Source organism: Azospirillum brasilense (assembly GCF_022023855.1).
GTDB lineage: Bacteria > Pseudomonadota > Alphaproteobacteria > Azospirillales > Azospirillaceae > Azospirillum > Azospirillum brasilense_F.
The window spans coordinates 816,103-835,331 of record NZ_CP059449.1 but is presented as its reverse complement, the minus strand read 5'-3'; the positions used below and the strand labels follow the sequence as shown (position 1 = coordinate 835,331).

The following is a 19,229-nucleotide window of genomic DNA, read 5'->3' as shown; positions in this document are numbered from 1 at the left end:
AAAACAACTAAAACGGCCTTCGCTGCCTTGCAACATGCCCTTGTTTGTAAAAGGGTCTGTTTGTAAACTGCCGTCAGAAAAGTTCTGTAAATCAGTAAATATTGTAAATCTGCTCAGCTGGAGTTCGGGTGGTCATGGACAAGAAGGCGATGCTGGGTCCGAAGGTGCGTCGGCTGCGCCGCGACCATGGGCTGACCCAGGCCCAGATGGCCGAGCAGTTGGGCATCTCCCCCAGCTACCTGAACCTGATCGAGCACAACCAGCGCCCGGTCACCGTGCCGCTTCTGCTGAAGCTTGGGCAGCAATTCGGGGTGGATCTGCAGAGCTTCGCGGAGGACGAGGAAAGCCGCCTCGTCGCCGGCCTGCGCGAGGTGTTCGCCGATCCTTTGTTCGACGGCTCCGACATCAAGAACCAGGACTTCCGCGAACTGGCGGCGGTCGCCCCGACGCTGGGGCAGGCGGTGGTGGCGCTCTACCGCGCCTTCCGCACCAGCCGCGACGACCTGCAGACCCTGTCGGAACGGGTCGCCGACCGCGAGAAGCTGCATCTGGTCCAGACCTCCTCCTTCCCGCAGGACGAGGTGCGCGACCTCTTCCAGGCCCATTCCAACCACTTCGCCGAGCTTGAGGCGGCGGCGGAGGAGCTGTGGCAGGAGGGCCGGCTGGAGAAGGGCGACCTCTACCGGGGCCTGACCGACTATCTGCTGAACAACCACAGCGTCCGCGTCCGGCTGCTGCCCTCCGACATCATGGGCTATGCGGTGCGCCGGTTCGACCGGCACGGGCGGCGCATCCTGCTGTCGGAGATGCTGGCGCCGTCCGGCCGCAACTTCCAGCTCGCCTGCCAGATCGCCCTGCTGCGCCACCGCGATCTGCTGAACCACATCGTGGAGGCGTCGGGTCTGACCGGCGACGAGGCGCGGCGCCTGGCCCGCATCGGGCTGGCCAACTATTTCGCGGCGGCGGTGGTGATGCCCTACGCCCGCTTCTGGGAGGCGGCCAATCAGGTTCGATACGATATCGAAATATTACGGCGCCGGTTCGATGCCTCGTTCGAGCAGGTCTGCCAGCGGCTGACCACGCTGCAGCGGCCGGGGGCGAAGGGCGTTCCCTTCTTCCTGATGCGGGTGGACAGCGCCGGCAACGTGTCCAAGCGCTTTTCCGGCGCCGGCTTCCATCTGGCGCGCTTCGGCGGCGGCTGCGCCCGCTGGATCGTCTACGAGGCCTTCCGCACGCCGGGAAAGATTCACAGCCAGCTGGCCCAGATGCCCGACGGCACCACCTATTTCTCCATCGCCCGCACGGTGGTGAAGGCCGGCGGCGGCTTCCGCAGCCCGCCGCAGCAATTCGCCATCGCGCTGGGCTGCGACCTTCAGCACGCGGCGCAGATCACCTATGCGGATGGTGTGGATCTGGAAAACACCGAGGCGGCGACGCCCATCGGTGTGAATTGCCGGCTCTGCCCGCGGCTGGACTGCTCGCAACGCGCCTTCCCACCGCTGAACCATCGCCTGATTGTCGATGAGAATCTGCGCGGTTTGTCGCCTTACCTCTTCGCCCCGCCGGCGGGAGAGTAAGGCCGTTTATTTGGCAATGCCGCCTTGTGGTAACTGAAAAGCCACAACAAAATTGTTGGTATAAATTAGTGGTCTGTTGACGAATTTGTTGTTAAAGAAGTGTGCTGCAATGCGGCACGGCTTGGCTTCTGAAACGACACCGGCCACAGCATGCCGGTCACCGAAACGGACCTGCGGATTCCATGAGCAATCTGATTCATGAGCGCGTCCTGCGCGTTCACCACTGGACGGACACGCTGTTCAGCTTCACCACCACGCGCGATCCCTCGTTCCGTTTCGATCCCGGACAGTTCACCATGATCGGCCTGGAGGTGAACGGCCGGCCGCTGCTGCGCGCGTACAGCCTGGTCAGCGCCAGCTACGAGGAGACGCTGGAGTTCTTCTCGATCAAGGTGCAGGACGGCCCGCTGACCTCGCGCCTCCAGCACCTCAAGGAAGGCGACACGCTGCTGGTCAACCGCAAGGCGACGGGCACGCTGGTCACCGACAACCTGCTGCCGGGCCGCAACCTGTACCTGCTCAGCACCGGCACGGGCCTCGCCCCGTTCCTCAGCATCATCAAGGACCCGGAGATGTACGCCCGGTTCGACAAGGTGATCCTGACCCACACGACGCGTACGGTGGGCGAGTTGGCGTACGCCGACATCATCAACACCGTCCTGCCGGAGAACGAGTTCTTCGGGGAGGACGTGACGCAGAAGCTGATCTATTACCCGACCGTGACGCGCGAGCCGTTCCGCAACCAGGGCCGCATCACCGACCTGATCCGCAACGGCAAGCTGTTCTCCGACGTCGGGCTGGCCCCCTTCGACCGCGAGGTCGACCGCGTGATGATCTGCGGCAGCCCGGCCATGCTCGACGAGACCAGCGGCATCATGAACGAGCTGGGCTTCTCCATGGGCCACAATGGCGAACCCGGTCATTACGTGATCGAAAAGGCTTTTGTGGAACGCTGAGCGGAATCGCTGGAATAAAGCGGGCTGTGGTTCGTTGATGGATCGTGACGATGGCACGTCATCAACTCCAGTCGGCCCGATCGGGCCAGACCGGTCCTTGACGGGCGCGCCTCCCTCCCAGGGGCGCGCCCGTTTTCCTTTTCGCCAGACCGTTTTGCCGATCCCGCATTTGGTGTAGACATCCCCTCCATGCGCCTCATCACGATCCTCGCCGTGCTGCTCGTGGCCGGCCTCGCGAATTTTGCCGTCTGGTCGCTGCCGAACCAGCCGGTGCCGCTCGACCCGCCGCCCGGCGGCAAGCTGAAAAGCGTGTCCTTCGCACCCTTCCGCGACGGGCAAAGCCCGCTGACGCAGACCTTCCCCAGTGTGGAGCAGATCGACGAGGATCTGGCGGCCCTCGCCCCGCAGGTGGCGGGGGTGCGCACCTACACCTCGCTGGAGGGGCTGGAGGTGGTGCCGGAGCTGGCGCGTCGCCACGGCATGCAGGTCACCATGGGGGCGTGGCTGTCGTCGCGGCTGGACAAAAACGAGAAGGAGGTCGCCTCCCTCATCGACCTCGCCAACCGTTACCCGGACGTCATCACCCGCGTGATCGTCGGCAACGAGGTGCTTCTCCGCCGCGAGCTGACGCCGGAGCAGGTGGCCGGCTACATCGACCGCGTGAAGGCGGCGGTGAAGCAGCCGGTGTCCTACGCCGACGTCTGGGAATGGTGGCTGAAATACCCGCAGATCGCGGATCATGTCGATTACCTGACCATCCACCTGCTGCCTTATTGGGAGGACGTGCCGACCGACGTGGCCGGCGCCATGGAGCGCATCCGCGGCAGCTACCGCACGATCGCCCAGCGCTTCCCCGGCAAGCCGATCCTGGTCGGCGAGACCGGCTGGCCGACGGAGGGCCGGTCACGCGGCGCCGCGGTCACCGGGCTGGTCAACAAGGCCAAGTTCGTCAACGGCTTCGTCCGCCTCGCCGAGCAGGAGGGCTTTGACTACAACGTGATCGAGGCCTTCGACCAGGGCTGGAAGGCTAAGCTGGAGGGCACGGTGGGCGGCCACTGGGGCCTCTACACCGCCGACCGTCAGGCGAAGTTCGCCTTGGCCGGGCCGGTGGTGGAGAACCGCCAATGGCCGATGCTGTTCGGCGTCTCCTCCGTCCTCGCGCTGCTTCTGGTCGTCGGGCTGACCCTGCGCGGCCGTCCGCTGACCGCCGGGGCCTTCGCCGCCCTGGCCTTCCTGGCGCAGGCGCTGTCCACCCTGTTCGTCCACGCCGTCTGGGGCGCCCTGCACGGCAAGCATTACCCGCAGGATGTGGCGCTGTCCGTCGTCATGCTGGCGGCGACGGCCGTGCTGTCGATGGCCGTCCTGCTGGCCGCCCGGCGCGCGCTGGGCAGCGGCGGTCTGGCGCTGGAGCCGCTGGCCCCGCTGCGCGGCCGTCCGGCGCTGTCGCGGCTGGAGACGGTGGGCAAGGCCGCCGCCGTGGCCCTCGCCCTGCTGGGGATCGTCTGGAGCTTCCTGATCGTATTCGACGGGCGCTACCGCGACTTCCCCAACGGGTACTTCGCCCTGCCGGCGCTCGGCCTGTTGGCACTCGGCGCCATGCGCGCAACACGGCGTCCGGAGGGCACGGGGGCGCTGGCCGCCTGGGGAATCGGCGGGCTGTTCCGCCCCGCCGTCCCGGTGGCCGATGCTCCGGCGAGCGGCCTGTGCGGCGCCGTCCGCCGCCTGCCGCTGGAGTCGGCGCTGGCCGTCCTTCTGCTGCTCGGCGCGCTGCTGACCGTGCTGGCGGAAGGCGTGGTGCCGATGGAGTCGCTGATCTACGGGCAGCTTCCCTTCATGGAGGCCCTGCACGAGGTGGTGTGGACCAGCCCGAACTGGGAAGCGCTGTCCTGGGCCGGTCTTCAGCTTCTGCTGGCGGTGCCCTACGCCGCCGCCGTTCTGGCCGTCCGCTGTGGCGAAACCGCCCGCGCCGGCCACCAGTGGGTCCGCATCGCCGGGCAGTGACCGGTTCCCCCTCTCCCGCTTGGCGTGGGAGAGGGGGCCTGCTCCGCTTCAGGCTGCCTTCTCGCTCTTCCGGCTGCCCTGGTGCTCCGCGGTCCAGCGCTTGGGGTCGTGCAGGAAGGCGTGGATTTCGCCCTGGGCCTTCCCGTCCAAATAATGGCCGCGGTTCGCCACCTCCAGCACGTCCCACCAAGTCGCCAACGCGTGCATCGTGATGCCCAGCGGGGCCAGATGCTCCTGGATCTCGTCGAAGATCCCGTACTGGAACAGCACGAACAGGTCGCGCACGTCGCAGCCCGCCTCCTTCAGCGGCTGGGCGAAGCGAGCTTTGCGATGGCCGTCGGCGGCGATCTGCTCGACCAGAAGCACGCGCCAGCCCGGCTCCACCCGCCCTTCGATCCGGTGCTTGTAATCCTGCTGGCCCTCCGGCGCCTCCTTGCGCACGAAGACGAGGGGAAGCTCCAACCGATCGGCGATCAGCGCGGCCCAGGGTACGCCGGCTCCCTCGGCGGCGGCGATGGCGTCCAATTCGCCGTCGCCGATCTCCTGCCCGATCATCCGCAGCGCGAAGTCGAGCACCTCGTCGCGCACCGGGGGGTAGGAGAGCAGCCGCCGCCCCTCCAGATGGACCGGGCTGACCAGCCCCGAGCCGTGGCGGCAGAGATGGTCCGGGTCGTACCGGACGCAGCCGGTCTCGATCAGATGGCGGGCCACGCTGATGGCCCCTTTGCGCAGCTCGATGTCCCAAGCGTCCGGTATCATGGCCTGCCCCCGTCTTTTTCGCGTTGTTTTTTCAGCTTCGTTTTTTCGCCTCACACCTTTCTCCCGATGATCACCCGTTCGGGGCGGGCCGCAACCCCTCCACACGCGCCGGGGTGGGCGCTTTGGTGGTAGCCGGAACGGGGGAAGACAACGCGCCGCAGCCTCCCTCCGCCTGCAGTCGTGTGTGCCCAGGCGCCGGAGCGGTTGACACGAACCGCAACAAGCGTTGAAAAAGAGAATCGAATTGTAGCCATGCAGCTTGGCAGAGCGGGGCGGGGAGCGGCGATGTCGGACATCCAGGGCTGGAGCCAGGACGATGACGACGATCTGTTGTTCGCCGACGAGGACGCTCCGGACCCGTCCTCCGCGACGCCCGGCCCCGCCGCCGCCCCTTGGAAGCTGCTGATCGTTGATGATGATCCGGAGGTGCACGCGATCACCCGCGTGGTGCTGAACGACGTGACCTTCGACGGGCGGCGCCTGCAGTTCCTGTCCGCCCATTCGGGGGTCGAGGCGCGGGCGATCCTGAACGACCATCCCGACATCGCCGCCGTCCTGCTGGACGTGGTGATGGAAACGGAGGACGCCGGCCTGCGGCTGGTGCATCACATCCGCGAGGTGCTGGGCAACCGGCGGGTCCGCATCATCCTGCGCACCGGCCAGCCCGGCCAGGCGCCGGAGCGGCAGGTGATCGTCAGCTACGACATCAACGACTACAAGGCCAAGAGCGAGCTGACCGCCCAGAAGCTGTTCACCACCACGGTGGCCGCCCTGCGCTCCTACCAGCACATCGACGCGATCGAGCGGAACCGGCAGGGGCTGGAGACGATTGTCGACGCCGCCGGCACCCTGTTCGAGCAGCGCTCCATGGACCGCTTCGCCCTCGGCGTGGTGGAGCGGGTCGCCGCCCTGCTGCCGCGGGCGGCCGGCGCCTTCCTGTGCGCGGTGCCGCCCGGCCCTATTCCGGAAAGCCTCAATCCCGAAGCCCCGGCGCCGGACGGCCGGCCCTGGGAGGCGGTGGTGCTGTGCGGGACCGGCGTTTTCGCCGAGGCCACCGGCCGGCCGGTCGGCGCCGTGCTGCCCGAGGCGGTCTGCGCCGACATCGCCGCCGCCCTGGCCCGGGGCCGCAGCCTGCATCGCGACGACCACAGCGTCGCGCTCTTCCACACCCAGAGCCCCGGCCCCGGCGCGCTGTTCATCGGCGGGCACGGCGGCCTGCCGGAGGTGGAGCGGCGGCTGCTGGAGATCTTCTGCTCCCGGATGTCGGTCGGGTTCGACAACGTGTCGCTGTACGAACAGCTCCGCCTCGCGCAGATCGCCACGGTGCACGCCCTCGGCAAGCTGGCCGAATACAAGGATGAGGTCACCGGGGAACATGTCCGGCGCATCGGCCGCTGGGCCACCGCCATCGCAAGGGAACTCCAGGCGCGGGGTGCCTGCGGCGGTGACGCCGACGATCGGTTCTGCGAGCTGATCGGGCTGGCCAGCATGCTGCACGACGTCGGCAAGGTCGCCATCCCCGACCAGATCCTGCGCAAGCCCGGTAAGCTGGACCCCGAGGAGATGGTCCAGATGCGCGAGCACGCCACCATCGGCGGGCGCATCCTGCGCGACGCCTCCGGCCCGGTCGGCGGGCGCAGCTACCTGTCGATGGGGGCGGAGATCGCCGAGAGCCACCACGAGAAGTTCGACGGCACCGGCTATCCCCACGGGCTGGCGGGCGACGCCATTCCGTTGTCGGGCCGCATCGTGGCGGTCGCCGACGTCTACGATGCCCTGCTGCATCGCCGCCCCTACAAGGAGGCGTGGGAGCTGGCGGCGGTGGTCGATCTGATCCGCGCCGAGGCGGGCCGGCATTTCGACCCGCGCGTCGTCGACGCCTTCGTCGCGATCCTGGAGCGCGGCGGGCCGGAGGCGTAGACCAGCCCCAGGCCGCACCGTTCTTTTTTTTTGCGAACCCTGGCCTTTTCAAGAGCCTTGGCTGAGCGCCTCGGCCAGCGCACGGTCGGGGTGGTTCCCGCCGACGATGAGCTGCATGGAGCCGGTCGGCACCTCCACCCCCAGCTCCTCGAAGCGCTTCCTCATGCGGCGGTTGAACTCGCGCGACACGCCCCACTGCCGGGTCGGGCGGGTCTTGAAGCGGGCGGTAATCAGCTGGGTCGAATCGGGCTGGAACTTGTCCAGGCCCATCACCTCCAGCGGCGCCATGATGTCGGGCGCGAACAGCGCGTCGGTCTGCAGGTCGGTGCCGATCTCCTTCAGCAGCTCGATCACGCGGTCGGGGTCCTCGCGGTAGGCCACCCGCACCTCGAACAGGGCGTAGGAGAAGTCCTTCGACATGTTCTTGACAGTGCTGACCGAGTTGAAGGGCACCGTGTGGATGGCGCCCGACCCGTCGCGCAGCCGGATCGAGCGGATGGAGATGGCCTCGACCACGCCGGAATGGCCGCCGCCCACATCCACCACGTCGCCGATGGAGATGCTGTCCTCGAACAGGATGAACAGGCCGGTGATGATGTCCTTGACCAGGGTCTGCGACCCGAAACCGACGGCCAGACCGACCACACCGGCACCGGCCAGCAGCGGCGCGATGTTGACGCCCAGCTCCGACAGGGTGATCAGCGACACCATGGTCACCAGCACCACCAGGAAGGCGTTGCGCAGCAGCGGCAACAGGGTGCGCACCCGCGCGCTGCGTTCGATCCGCGTGCCGTTGCGGTCGGTGGAGGCGAGGAAGCGCTCGATCATCGCGCTGACCACCTCCCAGGCGACGACGGAGCCGACCAGCAGAAGGCCGATGGTGACCGTGCTGCGCAGGATGCGCTGGCCGAGTCGCGTGTCCGTCCAGGCCAGCGTGTCGAAGCCCCAGCCGTAGAGGATCATCATCGCGGCACCGACCCAGATCACCGTCTTCACCACCCGGTGCAGGAAGGGCAGGTAGAGGGAGGCGCGGTCCTTCAGCGGCGGCAGGGCGCCCTGGCTGTCCGGAACCATGCGCAGGCCCCGGCGCAGGCCCCGGTTGATGCCGTTGACCAGCAGCCGGGCGATCACCGCGACCAGGATGGTGGTCCCGGTGGCGCGGGCCAGATACTCGAACCCGCCATAGACGTTCAGCACCCAGACGCCGAAGGTCACCACGACATAGATGATCGCCAGAACGTGCCAGACGTCGGCGAAGCGGCGGCGGGCGGAGCGCAGGACGGCGCCCTGGCCCTCCGACTCGCGCTCCGCGGTGGCCGCCGGGTCGCCATCGCCGGACAGCGGGTTGCCGTGCATCCAGTCGGCGACGATGCGGCGGTTCTGCAGGATCAGCGTGATCAGCATGCCGGCGATCGCCAGCCCGAGCAGCTTCAGCAGCGCGCCGTAGGCACCGAGCGGCAGACCCAGCACATAGGCGCCCTCCGCCATGAAATAGCCGTAGACGCCGACCGCGGCCAGCCGGCGGACCCAGCGGTAGAGGCGCAGCGCGTTGGCGTCGCCCATCCGCACCATCCGCAGGGACGGCGCGAAGGGCGAGATCAGGATGCGGGCGGCAACCAGCAGGATCTGCAGGATGACGGTGGCGTTGATGACGGCCAGCGCGACCAGCCGGACGCGCGGCCCCGGCTCGCTGACCGACAGGATGGCGTAGGCGACAACGATGAAGGCGGCGATGGGGGCCAGTTCCAGCAGCGCGCGGCCGAGCAGAAGCGGCAGGCGCACCAGCGCCGTGGTGCCCCGGCGGGTGGCCAGGGCGTTGCGCGGGCGGGCGAGCAGCCAGCCGACGAAGCGCCCGATCGCCAGACCGGCGGTCAGGATCATCGTCAGCTGGATGGCGATCTGCACCCAGCGGTCGCGGGCCGACGGGTCGACCATCTGCCGGTTCGCCCACTCGATGGCGCCGGGCAGTTCCTTGAACACGTTGCCGACCTGGACGAGCTGGCGGCTCAGCACATCCATGCGCTCGGCCAGGAAGGACAGGGCGCTGGCACCGATGGTCTCGGGCAGGGTGCTGGCCGCCGGGGCCTCTTCGGCCTTGGCCTGCTCCACCCCCCTCTGCGCGGCGACCAGTGCCTTCAGCTGCTCGACCAGCCGGGCGCGGGCCGCCGGGTCCTCCAGCGTCGTGATCATCGCCTGCATCTGCTCGGGCGTCGGATCGGGCGAGGCGGCGGATTCCGCGGGTGCCGCTGCGGCCGGGGCCGGCATGGCGGCTCCCGGAACCGGGCCGGCGGCCAGCGACGGCGTGGCGAAGCCGGCGAGAAGCAGCAGAAGGACGGCGAGTGCGCCGATGCAAGGGACCGTCCACCGGGTGCGTGCGCGAAGCATCCCTGTCCTTTTCCGTGATTTCAGCAATGCGGGCGTGAAGGCCGGGGACGTTATCCCGTGCCCGCCTCCTTGCCAACCCGCGCAGTTTCAGACCTTTTTGGGACGGAATTGCGGCCGCGCCCAAGGCGTCGGCGGGCTCCGGAAAGGGGCTTAGGGCGCTTTTCCGCCAGCTTGGGCGCCGTCTTGGGCCTCATCCTGCGCGACGTGGCAGGCGACTCGGTGGCCGGGCGCCACGGGTTCGAGCGTCGGGGGGACCTGGGCGCAGCCGTCATGGGCAAGCGGGCAGCGCAGCCGCAGGGGGCAGCCGGTCGGCGGGCGCAGGGGGGACGGCGGGTCGCCGTGCAGCGCCGGGCGGGCCAGACCGGCCGCCGCGATCAGCGCGCGGCTGTAGGGGTGGCGCGCTCCGGCCGCCAGAACCGCGCTGTCCGCCGACTCGACGATCCGGCCGAGCAGGAGCACCAGTGCCCGCCGCGCGATCCGCAAGCCTTCCGCCGCGTCCTGGGTGGCGTAGAGCAGGGCCAGCCGGCGACGGTGGCGGATCGCCCGCAGCAGAGCCAGGAAGTCCGCCCGCTCCGCCCCGTCGAGCGTCGCCGCCGGCTCGTCGCAGACCAGCAGGCGCGGCTCCGGCAGCAGGGCGCGGGCCAGCCCGGCGCGCGCCGCGTCCGCCGGACGGAGCGCGCCGGGATGGAGGTCGAGGACCGCCGTGGGAAGCCCGACCTCCTCCAGCGCCTCGGCCAGCCGTGCCGCTTGGTTGGCGTCGGACCGGGTGGGCCGCAGCGTCTCCAGCGTCTCGGCGAGTTGCGCGCCGATGGTCATCAGCGGGTCGAAGGCGGCCAGCGGATCGGGGAAGAGGATTTGCAGATCCCGCCGCGCCCGGCGCATCGCCTCCGGCGGGGCGGCGGCGAGGTCGGTCCCCAGCCAGGACACCTGACCACCGACCGGCGGCACCAGCCGCAGGATGGCGCGGGCCAGCACCGACTTGCCGCTGCCCGTCTCGCCGAGCAGGGCCAACGTCTCGCCCTCGGCCAGCGCGATGGACAGGCCGTCCACGACGGTCAGCCAGCGCTCCTCGCCGCGCCAGCTCCGCCCCAGCGGAAAGGCGACGCGCAGGTCGCGCACCGACAGGATGGGCGGGCCGGAGGGCGCCGGCTCCACCGGGGTCGGGGCGGGGGCGGGCTCCTCCTCCGGTTCTTCCAGGCGCCCTTGGGTCAGGATCAGCCGGCGGTCGGCCAGACCGGAAGGAACCGGATCGGTCTTCATTGCGTCGGGTTGCGGGCGTCCGGCCAGCAGCAGCGCCGTCCCGGCCTCCCGCGTCCAGGCGGCGAGGTCGCTCAGCAGGCGGACGCGCTGGGTGGGGTCAAGCGCGGCGGCGGGGGCGTCGGCGAGCAGCAGCGCCGGCTGCGCCGCCATGGCCAGCGCCAGCGCGGCCCGCCAGCGCATCGCCTCGCCCAGTTCATGCGGGTGGAGCGCCAGCCGGCGCGCGGCGGCGGGCACCTGGAAGCGCTCCAGCGCCTCGGCGGCGCGGCGCAGGGCGGTGCGCTCGTCCATCCCGGACTGGCGGGCCAGCAGGTCCGCGAACTGAGCGCCCAGCGGGCGAAGCGGGTCCAGGGCGCCATCCTGGGTGACCAGGATGCGCCGCCCCCGGATCTGGATGTCCCCCAGCACTGTGACGCCCTTCGGGGCCAGACCGGCCAGCGCGCGCAGCAGCAGCGTCTTGCCCGCCCCGGCGCCGCCCGACAGCGCCAACACCTCGCCTGCGGCGACGGCGAAACTCAGCCGGTCGAGCAGGATGTCGCGGCTGGTCAGCAGGGACAGACCCTCCACCCGCAGCGATGCGCCATCGTCCGCTCTGTTCACCGCCGTCCTCCCGAGGCCGTGGAGAAGGCCAGCCGCATCCCGTCGTCCACCCCGTGCAGCGCCCACAAGGTCAGCGCCAGCAGCAGCGCCGGCCCGGCCAGCGCCGCGGCGTCGCCCGCCCGCGCCGCTTCGCCGATGGCGGTTCCCCAGCCGGTCACCCCCGCCGGCAGGCCGAGGCCGAGCAGGCTGGCGAGGCTTTCCGCCATCAGGGCGCGGGGAAGGGCGGTCCAGGCCGCCGCGGCGAGCGGCAGGACGGCGTTGGGCAGGATGTGACGGCGCAGCCGGCGTCCGTTGGGAATCCCTGCGGCCTGGGCGGCGCTCAGGAACTCCCGCCGCAGCAGGGCGCGCAGCTCGTCCCGCGCGATGACGGCAACCGCGGGGGCGGCGATCAGGGCGGTCACCACGGCCATCGGCACCAGCCCGCGCTCCGGCCCCAGCAATCCGCCGGCCAGCGGCAGGATCAGCGCCAGGGGCAGACCGGTCAGCGCGGCGGCGGGCGCCATCATCGCCTGCTCCGCCCGCTCGCCCAGAGTCACTGCAGCGGCTCCCCAGAACAGGCCGAGCGCGGCCCCGCCCAGCCCGGCGAGCAACGCGAAGGTCAGGCTCTGGTGCCCGGCGGCCAGCGCCGCCCCCACCGGGCCGCCCCCGACGACGAGGCCCGCCGCGACCGCCAGCATCAGCGCCGCGAGAACGGCCAGCCCCGCGGCGGCGGGCCGATGCGCGGTCAGCCGCTGCCCGGCCTTCTGCCAGGGGCCGTCGCGCCAATGAGGATCGGTGCGGGAGTCGGTGCCGGCAGGTCCGTGCATCAGGCCATCCGGACCCGCGGGTCGATCCGGCCGTGCAGCGCGCCGCCCAGGGCGCCCAGCAGCACGGCGAGGCCGCACAGACCGGCGAGCGCGGCGACGGCCATGCCGGTGTCCCCGGCGCGCGCCGCCTCGATGAACAGTTGTCCGGCACCGGTGCGGCCGAACAGGCTTTCCACCGCCACGGCCGCGGTCACCGTTCCGGCTACGGCGCTGCGCAGGCCGCCCATCGCCGCCGACAGCCCCAGCGGCAGGACGAGCCGCCACAGCAGGGCAGGGCCGTCCATCCCGCGTCCGCGCGCCGCCAGCAAAACGGTGTCCTCCGCCGCGGCCCGCGCCCGGCCGGCGAGCGTCGCGGCCTGGGCGGCGGCGGGCAGGGCGATGGCGGCGAGGCCCAGCAGGACGGGCGCCTTCGCCAGCGTGGCGGCGAAGACCGCGGCCAGCAGAAAGCCCGGCATGGCCGGTCCCACCCCGCCAAGGACGGCGCCCGCCCCGCCCATGGCACCGAGCAGGGCGCCGAGCCCGGTCCCCAGCGCCAGCGCCGGCAGGACCAGCGCCAGCGTCGCCGGCAGGGCGCCCAGCACGGCGCCCAATGCCTGCGTCCAGCCGGGTCCCGCCAGCGCGGCCACCACGGCGGCGGCGAGCGCGAGGCCCAGCAGGGCCGGCACCACGGCCAGCACCCGGCGCAGGACGAGCCTCAGCATCGGCCCCGCCGGGAGCGGGCGGCCGTGACGGGCGGATTGTGTGGAGGGACGGACAAGCGGCTCACAACAAGCGGGTCACGGGGCAAGGACGGGCACGAATGGATTCCTCCTGACGGTACCCAGGTCCCGGCCGGTCGGGCAATGGAATTTCGCCTCTCGGCGGGGGGTGGGGAGGGTTGGGCGGCTGCGGTGTTGTTCGGGCATTCGCCTTCCTGGCCGGTCGCAGCCCGTCCCGGACGCACCATATGTGAAACCCCGATGCCGATCCCCGCAGGAACCCCGGTCCAGCCGCGTCCCATGCCCGACCAGCCGTCCCTCCCCACGCCGCCGGACCCGACGCTCACTGGGGCGCCCGCCGCGGCGCTCTCCGGGGTACTCTCCAGCGCGGCCGCGGACCCGCTGCTGGTGCCGGGCCGCACCTGCTGGCGGGTGGAGCGGGCGGAGCGGGTCGGGGTCGTCGTCGATGCCGAGGATTACTTCGCGGTCGCCAAGGCGGCGATGCGGCAGGCGCGTCGCAGCATCTACCTGACCGCCTGGGACTTCGACGCCCGCATCCGGCTGACCCCGCAGGCGCGCCACCCGCGCCGCCCCGACAAGCTGGGCAACCTGCTGAACTGGCTGGCCGCGACCCGCCCGGACCTGACCATCCATGTGCTGAAGTGGGACTTTGCGGAGCTGTTCGATCTGGCCCGCTGGTCGCAGCCGCTGTTCCTGCGCGGCTGGCTCAGCCATCCGCGCCTCCAGTACCGGCTGGACGGCGACCATCCCGCCGGGGCCTGCCACCATCAGAAGATGCTGGTGATCGACGACCGGCTGGCCTTCTGCGGCGGGCTGGACATCACCGCCAACCGCTGGGACACCCGCGCCCACCGCGCCGACGAGCCGCTGCGCCGCCAGCCGGACGGCACCCCCTACGAGCCCTTCCACGACGTGATGATGGCGGTGGACGGCGACGCCGCCCGCGCGCTGGGCGACCTGTTCCGCGAGCGCTGGCGCCGCGCCACCGGGTGCGTGCTGTCGCCGCCCGTCATGGACGTGCTTGGCGGCGGTGGCGGCCTTTCCGACGGCAAGCGCCCCCGGCGGCTGCGGCTGAAGGCGCGCCGGGCCGGGCCGGACAGCCCCGACCCCTGGCCGCAACAGCTCGTCCCGCTGCTCAAGGGCATGCCGATCGGCATCGCCCGCACCGAGCCCCACTACAACGGGCGCGCCGAGGTGCGGGAGGTCGAGGCGCTCTACACCGCCGCCATCGCCGCGGCCGAGCGCTTCATCTACATGGAAAGCCAGTATTTCGCCTCGGTCGCCGTGGCCGAGGCGCTGAAGGCGCGGCTGGCCGAGCCGGATGGGCCGGAGGTGGTCGTCGTCAACTCCGCCCGCACGTCGAGCTGGCTGGAGAACACCGTGATGCTCGGCGCCCGCGCCCGGCTGGTGAAGGAACTGCGCGAGGCCGACCGGCATGGGCGCTTCCGCTTCTACATCGCCAGGACGGAGAGCGCCAAAACCGGCAGCGTCGGCATCACCATCCACGCCAAGGTGATGGTGGTGGACGACCGGCTTCTGCGCATCGGGTCGGCCAACCTGAACAACCGGTCGATGGGGCTGGACACCGAATGCGACCTGGCGCTGGAGGCGCCGCACGGGCGCGTGGAGGGGCGTGAGGCCCGGCGGGCCATCGCCGGGGTGCGCGACGACCTGATCGCCGAGCATCTGGGGGTGGCACCGGAAAGCGTGACGGCCGAGTTGCGCCGCTCCGGCTCGCTCATCCGCACGGTGGAGACGCTGCGCCGGCCCGGCGGGCGGACGCTGGAGCCGCTGGAGGACGCCGATCCCGGCCTGCTGGCCGCCGCCGTCGCCGACTCCATGCTCTTCGACCCCGAACGTCCGGTGGGTGCTGCGGACATTGTGTGGCGCGTCCTGCCGTCGCGCATTCCGCGGCGCCACCACTGGCTGGCGCTGGCGATCATCCTGGCGGTGGTCGGCGGAGTCTGGGGATTGTGGAACCACACGCCGCTGCGCGACTGGGCGACGCTGGACGCCGTGCTGGGGGCGTTCGAGCGGTTGCGCCAATCGGCCTTCGGGCCGCTGTGGCTGATCCTGCTCTATGTCGCCGGGGGCTTCGTGCTGTTTCCGGTGCTGCTGCTGATCGCGGCGACGGCCATCGCGCTGGGGCCGTGGGTGGGCTTTCCGACCGCGCTGGCCGGGGTGCTGGCCTCCGCCGCGGCGCTGTTCTGGGTGGGCCGCCTCGCCGGCCGGCGCCCCATCGAGCGCTACGGCGGCGCGGTGGTGCGGCGGGCCAGCGACGCGCTGGGCGAGCGCGGCGTGCTGGCCATGGCGGCGCTGCGGGTGGTGCCGGTGGCGCCCTTCACCGTGGTGAACCTCGTCGCGGGGGCTTCCCGCATCCGGTTTCCCGACTATCTGTTCGGGACGATCCTGGGAATGGCGCCGGGAATTCTTGTCTTCAACCTGCTCGGGCACCAGCTTGAGCGTGTGTTGACGGAACCGACGCCCACCGACATGGTTCTTCTGGGTCTGGCGGCGGTGACGGCGCTGGGGTTCGGCTGGGCCGGCAATCGGCTGGTGCGGGCTCTGGGGGCGAGGCAGCCAACAACCGGGCCGACCACCGGGCCGACCACCGGGCCGACCACCGGAGAGACAGCGAAGGGAGACCAACAGCGGTGATCCGATTCAGCCGAGAGCGTGTGCAGCGGATCGCCTCCGCGCTGCGCGCCGCCCGCGTCCGCCGCCCGAAGCGCCGCGTCGACAGCCGCAGCGGCCCGGTGCCGGAGGGCATGGCGCCGCTGCGCGTGGCGACCTGGAACATCCACAGCTGCGTCGGGCTGGACGCGCGCTTCGCGCCGGACCGCATTGCCGAGGTCATCAAGGAGCTGGACGTCGATCTGGTCGGGCTCCAGGAGGTCGGCTGGCACCACCGCGGGGAATCCGGGCTGGACCAGTTCGCCTTCCTGGAACGGGCCACCGGCCTGAAAGCCCACGCCGGCCCGACCAAGCACAACGCCCACGCCCATTACGGCAACGCCATCCTGACCCGGCTGCCGGTCCTGAAATGCGAGCCCATCGACCTCAGCGTCGGCCGGCGGGAACCGCGCGGCGGCATCGACGTGATCGTCGAGGTGGAGGGGCGCCCGGTGCGCATCATCGTCGCCCATCTCGGCCTCGACCCCTGGGAGCGGGCGCGGCAGGTCGGCGCCATCGTCGACCGGCTGGAGGAACAGCCGGCCCTGCCGACCCTGTTCATGGGCGACCTCAACGAATGGGCGCCGAACTCCCCCCGGCTGCGCAAGCTGGCCGAGGCCTTCCCCGACTGGGCCAGCCCGCGCAGCTTCCACGCGCGGATGCCGACGCTGCGGCTCGACCGCATCTACGTGAACAACGGGCTGACCATCCCGTCCTACGAGGTGGTGCGCACGGTGCTGACGCGCCGCGCGTCCGACCATCTGCCGGTGCGCGCCACCGTGGCGGTGCCATAACCGATATTCCCGCTCGGGTATGCCGGGCCCTTGATTGGTGCAAGGCGCGTGCGCGGTTCCGCGGGCGCGCCTTTTTCTTTGGGCTTGATCCTCCTGCCTTGCCTCCTTTGCAGTGCAGCGTTGCATGGTCTGTTTCGTGTGGCTGACTGTTTCCCATGTAAGTTTTTTGCCCGAGAACGGGTGTCGACTATTGACCTTTCGGATAAGGGCTGGCCAATCTATTGGTTGGTCATACGACCAATGACGGCCGTTCAATGACAGCACCCAGCCGACCGGGCGTGGGATCAACCGCCGAAGCGAGGACCCGTTGCTTTACCATCTCTACGATCTGCAGCACGCCGCCCTGCGCCCGATGCGCCTCCTGGCCGAAGCGACCCAGCACACCTTCCAGAACCCGTTCAGCCCGGTTTCCTACACCCGCGCCGGTCGCGCCATGGCCGCCGGCGCGGAACTGCTGGAGCGCACCACCCGCCGCTTCCCAAAGCCGGAGTTCGGCCTGAAGACGACAGTGGTGAACGGCGAGACGGTGGCCATCACCGAGCGCATCGCCCACCGCAAGCCCTTCTGCAACCTGCTGCACTTCGCCAAGCCGGAGGGCACCCCGGCGCAGCCGCGCGTCCTGCTGGTCGCCCCGATGTCGGGCCACCACGCGACGCTGCTGCGCGGCACGGTGGCGGCGCTGCTGGCCGACCACGACGTCTTCATCACCGACTGGATCGACGCCCGGCTGGTGCCGCTGGCGCGCGGCCGGTTCGACCTGGACGACTACATCGACACGGTGACGGAGCAGATCCGTTTCCTGGGGCCGCAGACCCACGTCATCGCGGTGTGCCAACCGGTGGTGCCGGTGCTGGCCGCCGTGTCGCTGATGGCGGCGGGCGACGAGGCGGTGCAGCCGCGCTCGATGACGCTGATGGGCGGCCCGATCGACCCGATGGCCAACCCGACCGTGCCGGTGAAGCTGGCGGCCACCCACCCGCTGTCCTGGTTCGAGCGCAACGTCGTCACCACCGTCCCGGCCTATTATCCGGGCGGCTTCCGTCAGGTTTATCCGGGCTTCGTCCAGCTCTCCGGCTTCATGTCCATGAATTTGGACCGCCACATCGGGGAGCATGTCGGCCTGTTCCGCCACCTCGTCCGCGGCGACGGCGACTCCGCGGAGCAGCACCGCCGCTTCTACGACGAGTATCTGTCGGTCATGGACCTGTCGGCGGAATTCTACCTGCAGACCATTGAGACGGTGTTCCAGAAGCATTCGCTCGCCAACGGCACCATGGAGTCGCGCGGGCGCAAGGTGGAGCCGGCGGCGATCCGCCGGACCGCCGTGATGACGGTGGAGGGCGAACTGGACGACATCTCCGCCCCCGGCCAGACCGAGTCGGCGCACCGCCTCTGCGCCTCGCTGCCCGACGACATGCGCGCCCGCCATTTCCAGAAGGGCGTCGGCCACTACGGCATCTTCAACGGCCGGCGCTGGCGCGAGAGCATCATGCCGGCGGTGCGGGAGTTCATCCGCAAGCACGATTGAAGCGCGTCACCCCCGCCCGCCGCGCTGCGGCGTGGCGGGGGTGTTCTCCTGGTCAGCGCTTCGGAACGCCCACCGGGCGCAGTTCGTGGAGCAGCCAGACCAGCCCGGACACCAGCAGGATCGCCCCCGCCTGATGGGCGGCGCCCAGCGGTATCCACACGAAGCTCAGCAGCGTGGCGATGCCCAGCCCAATCTGCACCAGCACCATCGCTGCGCTCAGCAGCGCCACCCGCCCGGCGCGGCCGGGCAGGCGGGCCACCCACACCCGCAGGGCCAGCCCCAGAACCACCAGCCCGGTCAGCAGCGCCAGCACCCGGTGCGTCAGCTGGATGGCCGCGGTGTTCTCGAAAAAGTTGATCCACCAGGGCGTCAGGTTGGCGACCTCCGGCGGGATGACGTGGCCGGCCATCAGCGGGAAGGTGTTGTAGGCCAGCCCGGCGTCCGTCCCGGCGACGAAGGCGCCCCAGACGATGGTGACGCCGGTCAGCCCCAGGGCCCAGCGCGCGTGCTTGCGCAGCCGGCCGGACTCGGTCGCCCAGCCGGCCAGCGGCAGCGGGTCGAGAATCCCCAGCGCGGTGCGCAGCAGCAGCCCGTAGATCACGATCGCCGTGCCGAGATGCAGCGCCAGCCGGTAGTGGCTGACGTCGGGGCGGTCGACCAGACCGCTCTTGACCATGTACCAGCCGATCACCCCCTGGAACCCGCCGAGCAGGAACAGCCCGGCCAGCTTCGGCCACAGGTCGGCGGGGATGCGCCCGTTGACCCAGAAGCGCAGGAAGGGGATCAGGAAGACGAAGCCGATCAGCTGGCCCCAGAAGCGGTGGAACCATTCCCACCAGAAGATCTGCTTGAAGGCCGCCAGATCCATCGCCGAATTGTAGATGCGGAACTCCGGCGTGGTCTGGTAGAGGCCGAAGACGCGGTTCCATTCCGCCTCCGACAAGGGCGGCAGGATGCCGATCAGCGGCTTCCACTCCACCATCGACAGGCCGGATTCGGTCAGGCGCGTGATGGCGCCGATCACCGCCATGGCGAAGACCATCGCGCAGCAGACGAGAAGCCAATAGGCGATGGGGCGGGTGGAGGCGGGGTCGCGGACGTCTTTCCCGGCGAGGGCGGGGGCGGTGATGTCGGTCACGGACGGGCGGCTCCGGATGGTGCGGAAAGGTTCCGGCGGGATAGGGGCTTCCGGCTCATGTGGGGTGCGGCGCCGGCTGCGTCAAACGGACACGGGTTACCCCGCGGCCAGGGACA

Annotated in this window: 13 protein-coding genes; 7 read left to right on the top strand and 6 right to left on the bottom strand. The window is 70.5% G+C overall.

The genetic code is table 11. The features are described 5' to 3' along the window. Positions 1 to 134: 134 nt before the first annotated feature. From H1Q64_RS03955 to H1Q64_RS03945, 3 genes are all read left to right on the top strand, one after another. The gene (locus H1Q64_RS03955; protein WP_237904462.1) at positions 135 to 1,577 is read left to right on the top strand and encodes a helix-turn-helix domain-containing protein; all 1,443 of its coding nucleotides are present in this window, start codon (positions 135 to 137) and stop codon (positions 1,575 to 1,577) included. A 182-nt stretch (positions 1,578 to 1,759) separates the two neighbouring features. After that, entirely contained in the window at positions 1,760 to 2,533 is a 774-nt protein-coding gene (locus H1Q64_RS03950) for a ferredoxin--NADP reductase (protein WP_237904461.1), read from the top strand. Positions 2,534 to 2,722: 189 nt separating this feature from the next. Further along, complete coding sequence (locus H1Q64_RS03945; protein WP_237904460.1) at positions 2,723 to 4,534, top strand: glycosyl hydrolase family 17 protein; 1,812 nt, start codon at positions 2,723 to 2,725, stop codon at positions 4,532 to 4,534. A 48-nt stretch (positions 4,535 to 4,582) separates the two neighbouring features. On the opposite strand, the gene H1Q64_RS03940 is transcribed toward H1Q64_RS03945, so the two are convergent. Continuing rightward, entirely contained in the window at positions 4,583 to 5,293 is a 711-nt protein-coding gene (locus H1Q64_RS03940) for an orotate phosphoribosyltransferase (protein WP_237904459.1), read from the bottom strand. A gap of 252 nt (positions 5,294 to 5,545) precedes the next feature. On the opposite strand from H1Q64_RS03940, the gene H1Q64_RS03935 reads away from it, so the two are divergent. Next, on the top strand, positions 5,546 to 7,213 hold the full coding sequence (locus tag H1Q64_RS03935; protein WP_237904458.1) for a DUF3369 domain-containing protein: 1,668 nt from the start codon (positions 5,546 to 5,548) through the stop codon (positions 7,211 to 7,213). A 48-nt stretch (positions 7,214 to 7,261) separates the two neighbouring features. Here the strand turns inward: H1Q64_RS03935 and H1Q64_RS03930 are convergent, their stop codons facing one another. From H1Q64_RS03930 to H1Q64_RS03915, 4 genes are all read right to left on the bottom strand, one after another. Continuing rightward, positions 7,262 to 9,598: a mechanosensitive ion channel domain-containing protein gene (locus tag H1Q64_RS03930; RefSeq protein ID WP_237904457.1), complete on the bottom strand. Its 2,337-nt coding sequence runs from the start codon at positions 9,596 to 9,598 to the stop codon at positions 7,262 to 7,264. Positions 9,599 to 9,748: 150 nt separating this feature from the next. Continuing rightward, entirely contained in the window at positions 9,749 to 11,455 is a 1,707-nt protein-coding gene (locus H1Q64_RS03925) for an oligopeptide/dipeptide ABC transporter ATP-binding protein (RefSeq protein ID WP_237904456.1), read from the bottom strand. Continuing rightward, positions 11,452 to 12,261, bottom strand: a complete 810-nt coding sequence (locus H1Q64_RS03920) for an ABC transporter permease subunit (protein ID WP_237904455.1) — start codon at positions 12,259 to 12,261, stop codon at positions 11,452 to 11,454. Before H1Q64_RS03920 ends, H1Q64_RS03925 begins: the two co-directional genes overlap by 4 nt. Next, entirely contained in the window at positions 12,261 to 12,962 is a 702-nt protein-coding gene (locus H1Q64_RS03915) for an ABC transporter permease subunit (RefSeq protein ID WP_237904454.1), read from the bottom strand. Before H1Q64_RS03915 ends, H1Q64_RS03920 begins: the two co-directional genes overlap by 1 nt. Before the next feature lie 258 nt (positions 12,963 to 13,220). On the opposite strand from H1Q64_RS03915, the gene H1Q64_RS03910 reads away from it, so the two are divergent. The 3 genes from H1Q64_RS03910 (at position 13,221) to H1Q64_RS03900 (ending at position 17,975) form a co-directional block, all read left to right on the top strand. Then, a complete protein-coding gene (locus tag H1Q64_RS03910) occupies positions 13,221 to 15,638 on the top strand; it encodes a VTT domain-containing protein (RefSeq protein ID WP_237904453.1) in 2,418 nt (805 codons plus the stop codon). Continuing rightward, a complete protein-coding gene (locus H1Q64_RS03905) occupies positions 15,635 to 16,447 on the top strand; it encodes an endonuclease/exonuclease/phosphatase family protein (protein ID WP_051658011.1) in 813 nt (270 codons plus the stop codon). Before H1Q64_RS03910 ends, H1Q64_RS03905 begins: the two co-directional genes overlap by 4 nt. Positions 16,448 to 16,754: 307 nt before the next feature. Beyond that, positions 16,755 to 17,975, top strand: a complete 1,221-nt coding sequence (locus tag H1Q64_RS03900) for a polyhydroxyalkanoate depolymerase (RefSeq protein ID WP_237904452.1) — start codon at positions 16,755 to 16,757, stop codon at positions 17,973 to 17,975. A 52-nt stretch (positions 17,976 to 18,027) separates the two neighbouring features. Here the strand turns inward: H1Q64_RS03900 and H1Q64_RS03895 are convergent, their stop codons facing one another. Continuing rightward, a complete protein-coding gene (locus H1Q64_RS03895; RefSeq protein WP_237904451.1) occupies positions 18,028 to 19,113 on the bottom strand; it encodes a COX15/CtaA family protein in 1,086 nt (361 codons plus the stop codon). Positions 19,114 to 19,229: the final 116 nt, after the last annotated feature.

Bases quoted from the DNA above. Each gene is read 5' to 3' on its own strand.
- H1Q64_RS03955 (WP_237904462.1), top strand. From the start codon at position 135: ATGGACAAGAAGGCGATGCTGGGTCCGAAGGTGCGTCGGCTGCGCCGC.
- H1Q64_RS03950 (WP_237904461.1), top strand. From the start codon at position 1,760: ATGAGCAATCTGATTCATGAGCGCGTCCTGCGCGTTCACCACTGGACG.
- H1Q64_RS03945 (WP_237904460.1), top strand. From the start codon at position 2,723: ATGCGCCTCATCACGATCCTCGCCGTGCTGCTCGTGGCCGGCCTCGCG.
- H1Q64_RS03940 (WP_237904459.1), bottom strand. From the start codon at position 5,293: ATGATACCGGACGCTTGGGACATCGAGCTGCGCAAAGGGGCCATCAGC.
- H1Q64_RS03935 (WP_237904458.1), top strand. From the start codon at position 5,546: ATGCAGCTTGGCAGAGCGGGGCGGGGAGCGGCGATGTCGGACATCCAG.
- H1Q64_RS03930 (WP_237904457.1), bottom strand. From the start codon at position 9,598: ATGCTTCGCGCACGCACCCGGTGGACGGTCCCTTGCATCGGCGCACTC.
- H1Q64_RS03920 (WP_237904455.1), bottom strand. From the start codon at position 12,261: ATGCACGGACCTGCCGGCACCGACTCCCGCACCGATCCTCATTGGCGC.
- H1Q64_RS03915 (WP_237904454.1), bottom strand. From the start codon at position 12,962: ATGCTGAGGCTCGTCCTGCGCCGGGTGCTGGCCGTGGTGCCGGCCCTG.
- H1Q64_RS03910 (WP_237904453.1), top strand. From the start codon at position 13,221: ATGCCGATCCCCGCAGGAACCCCGGTCCAGCCGCGTCCCATGCCCGAC.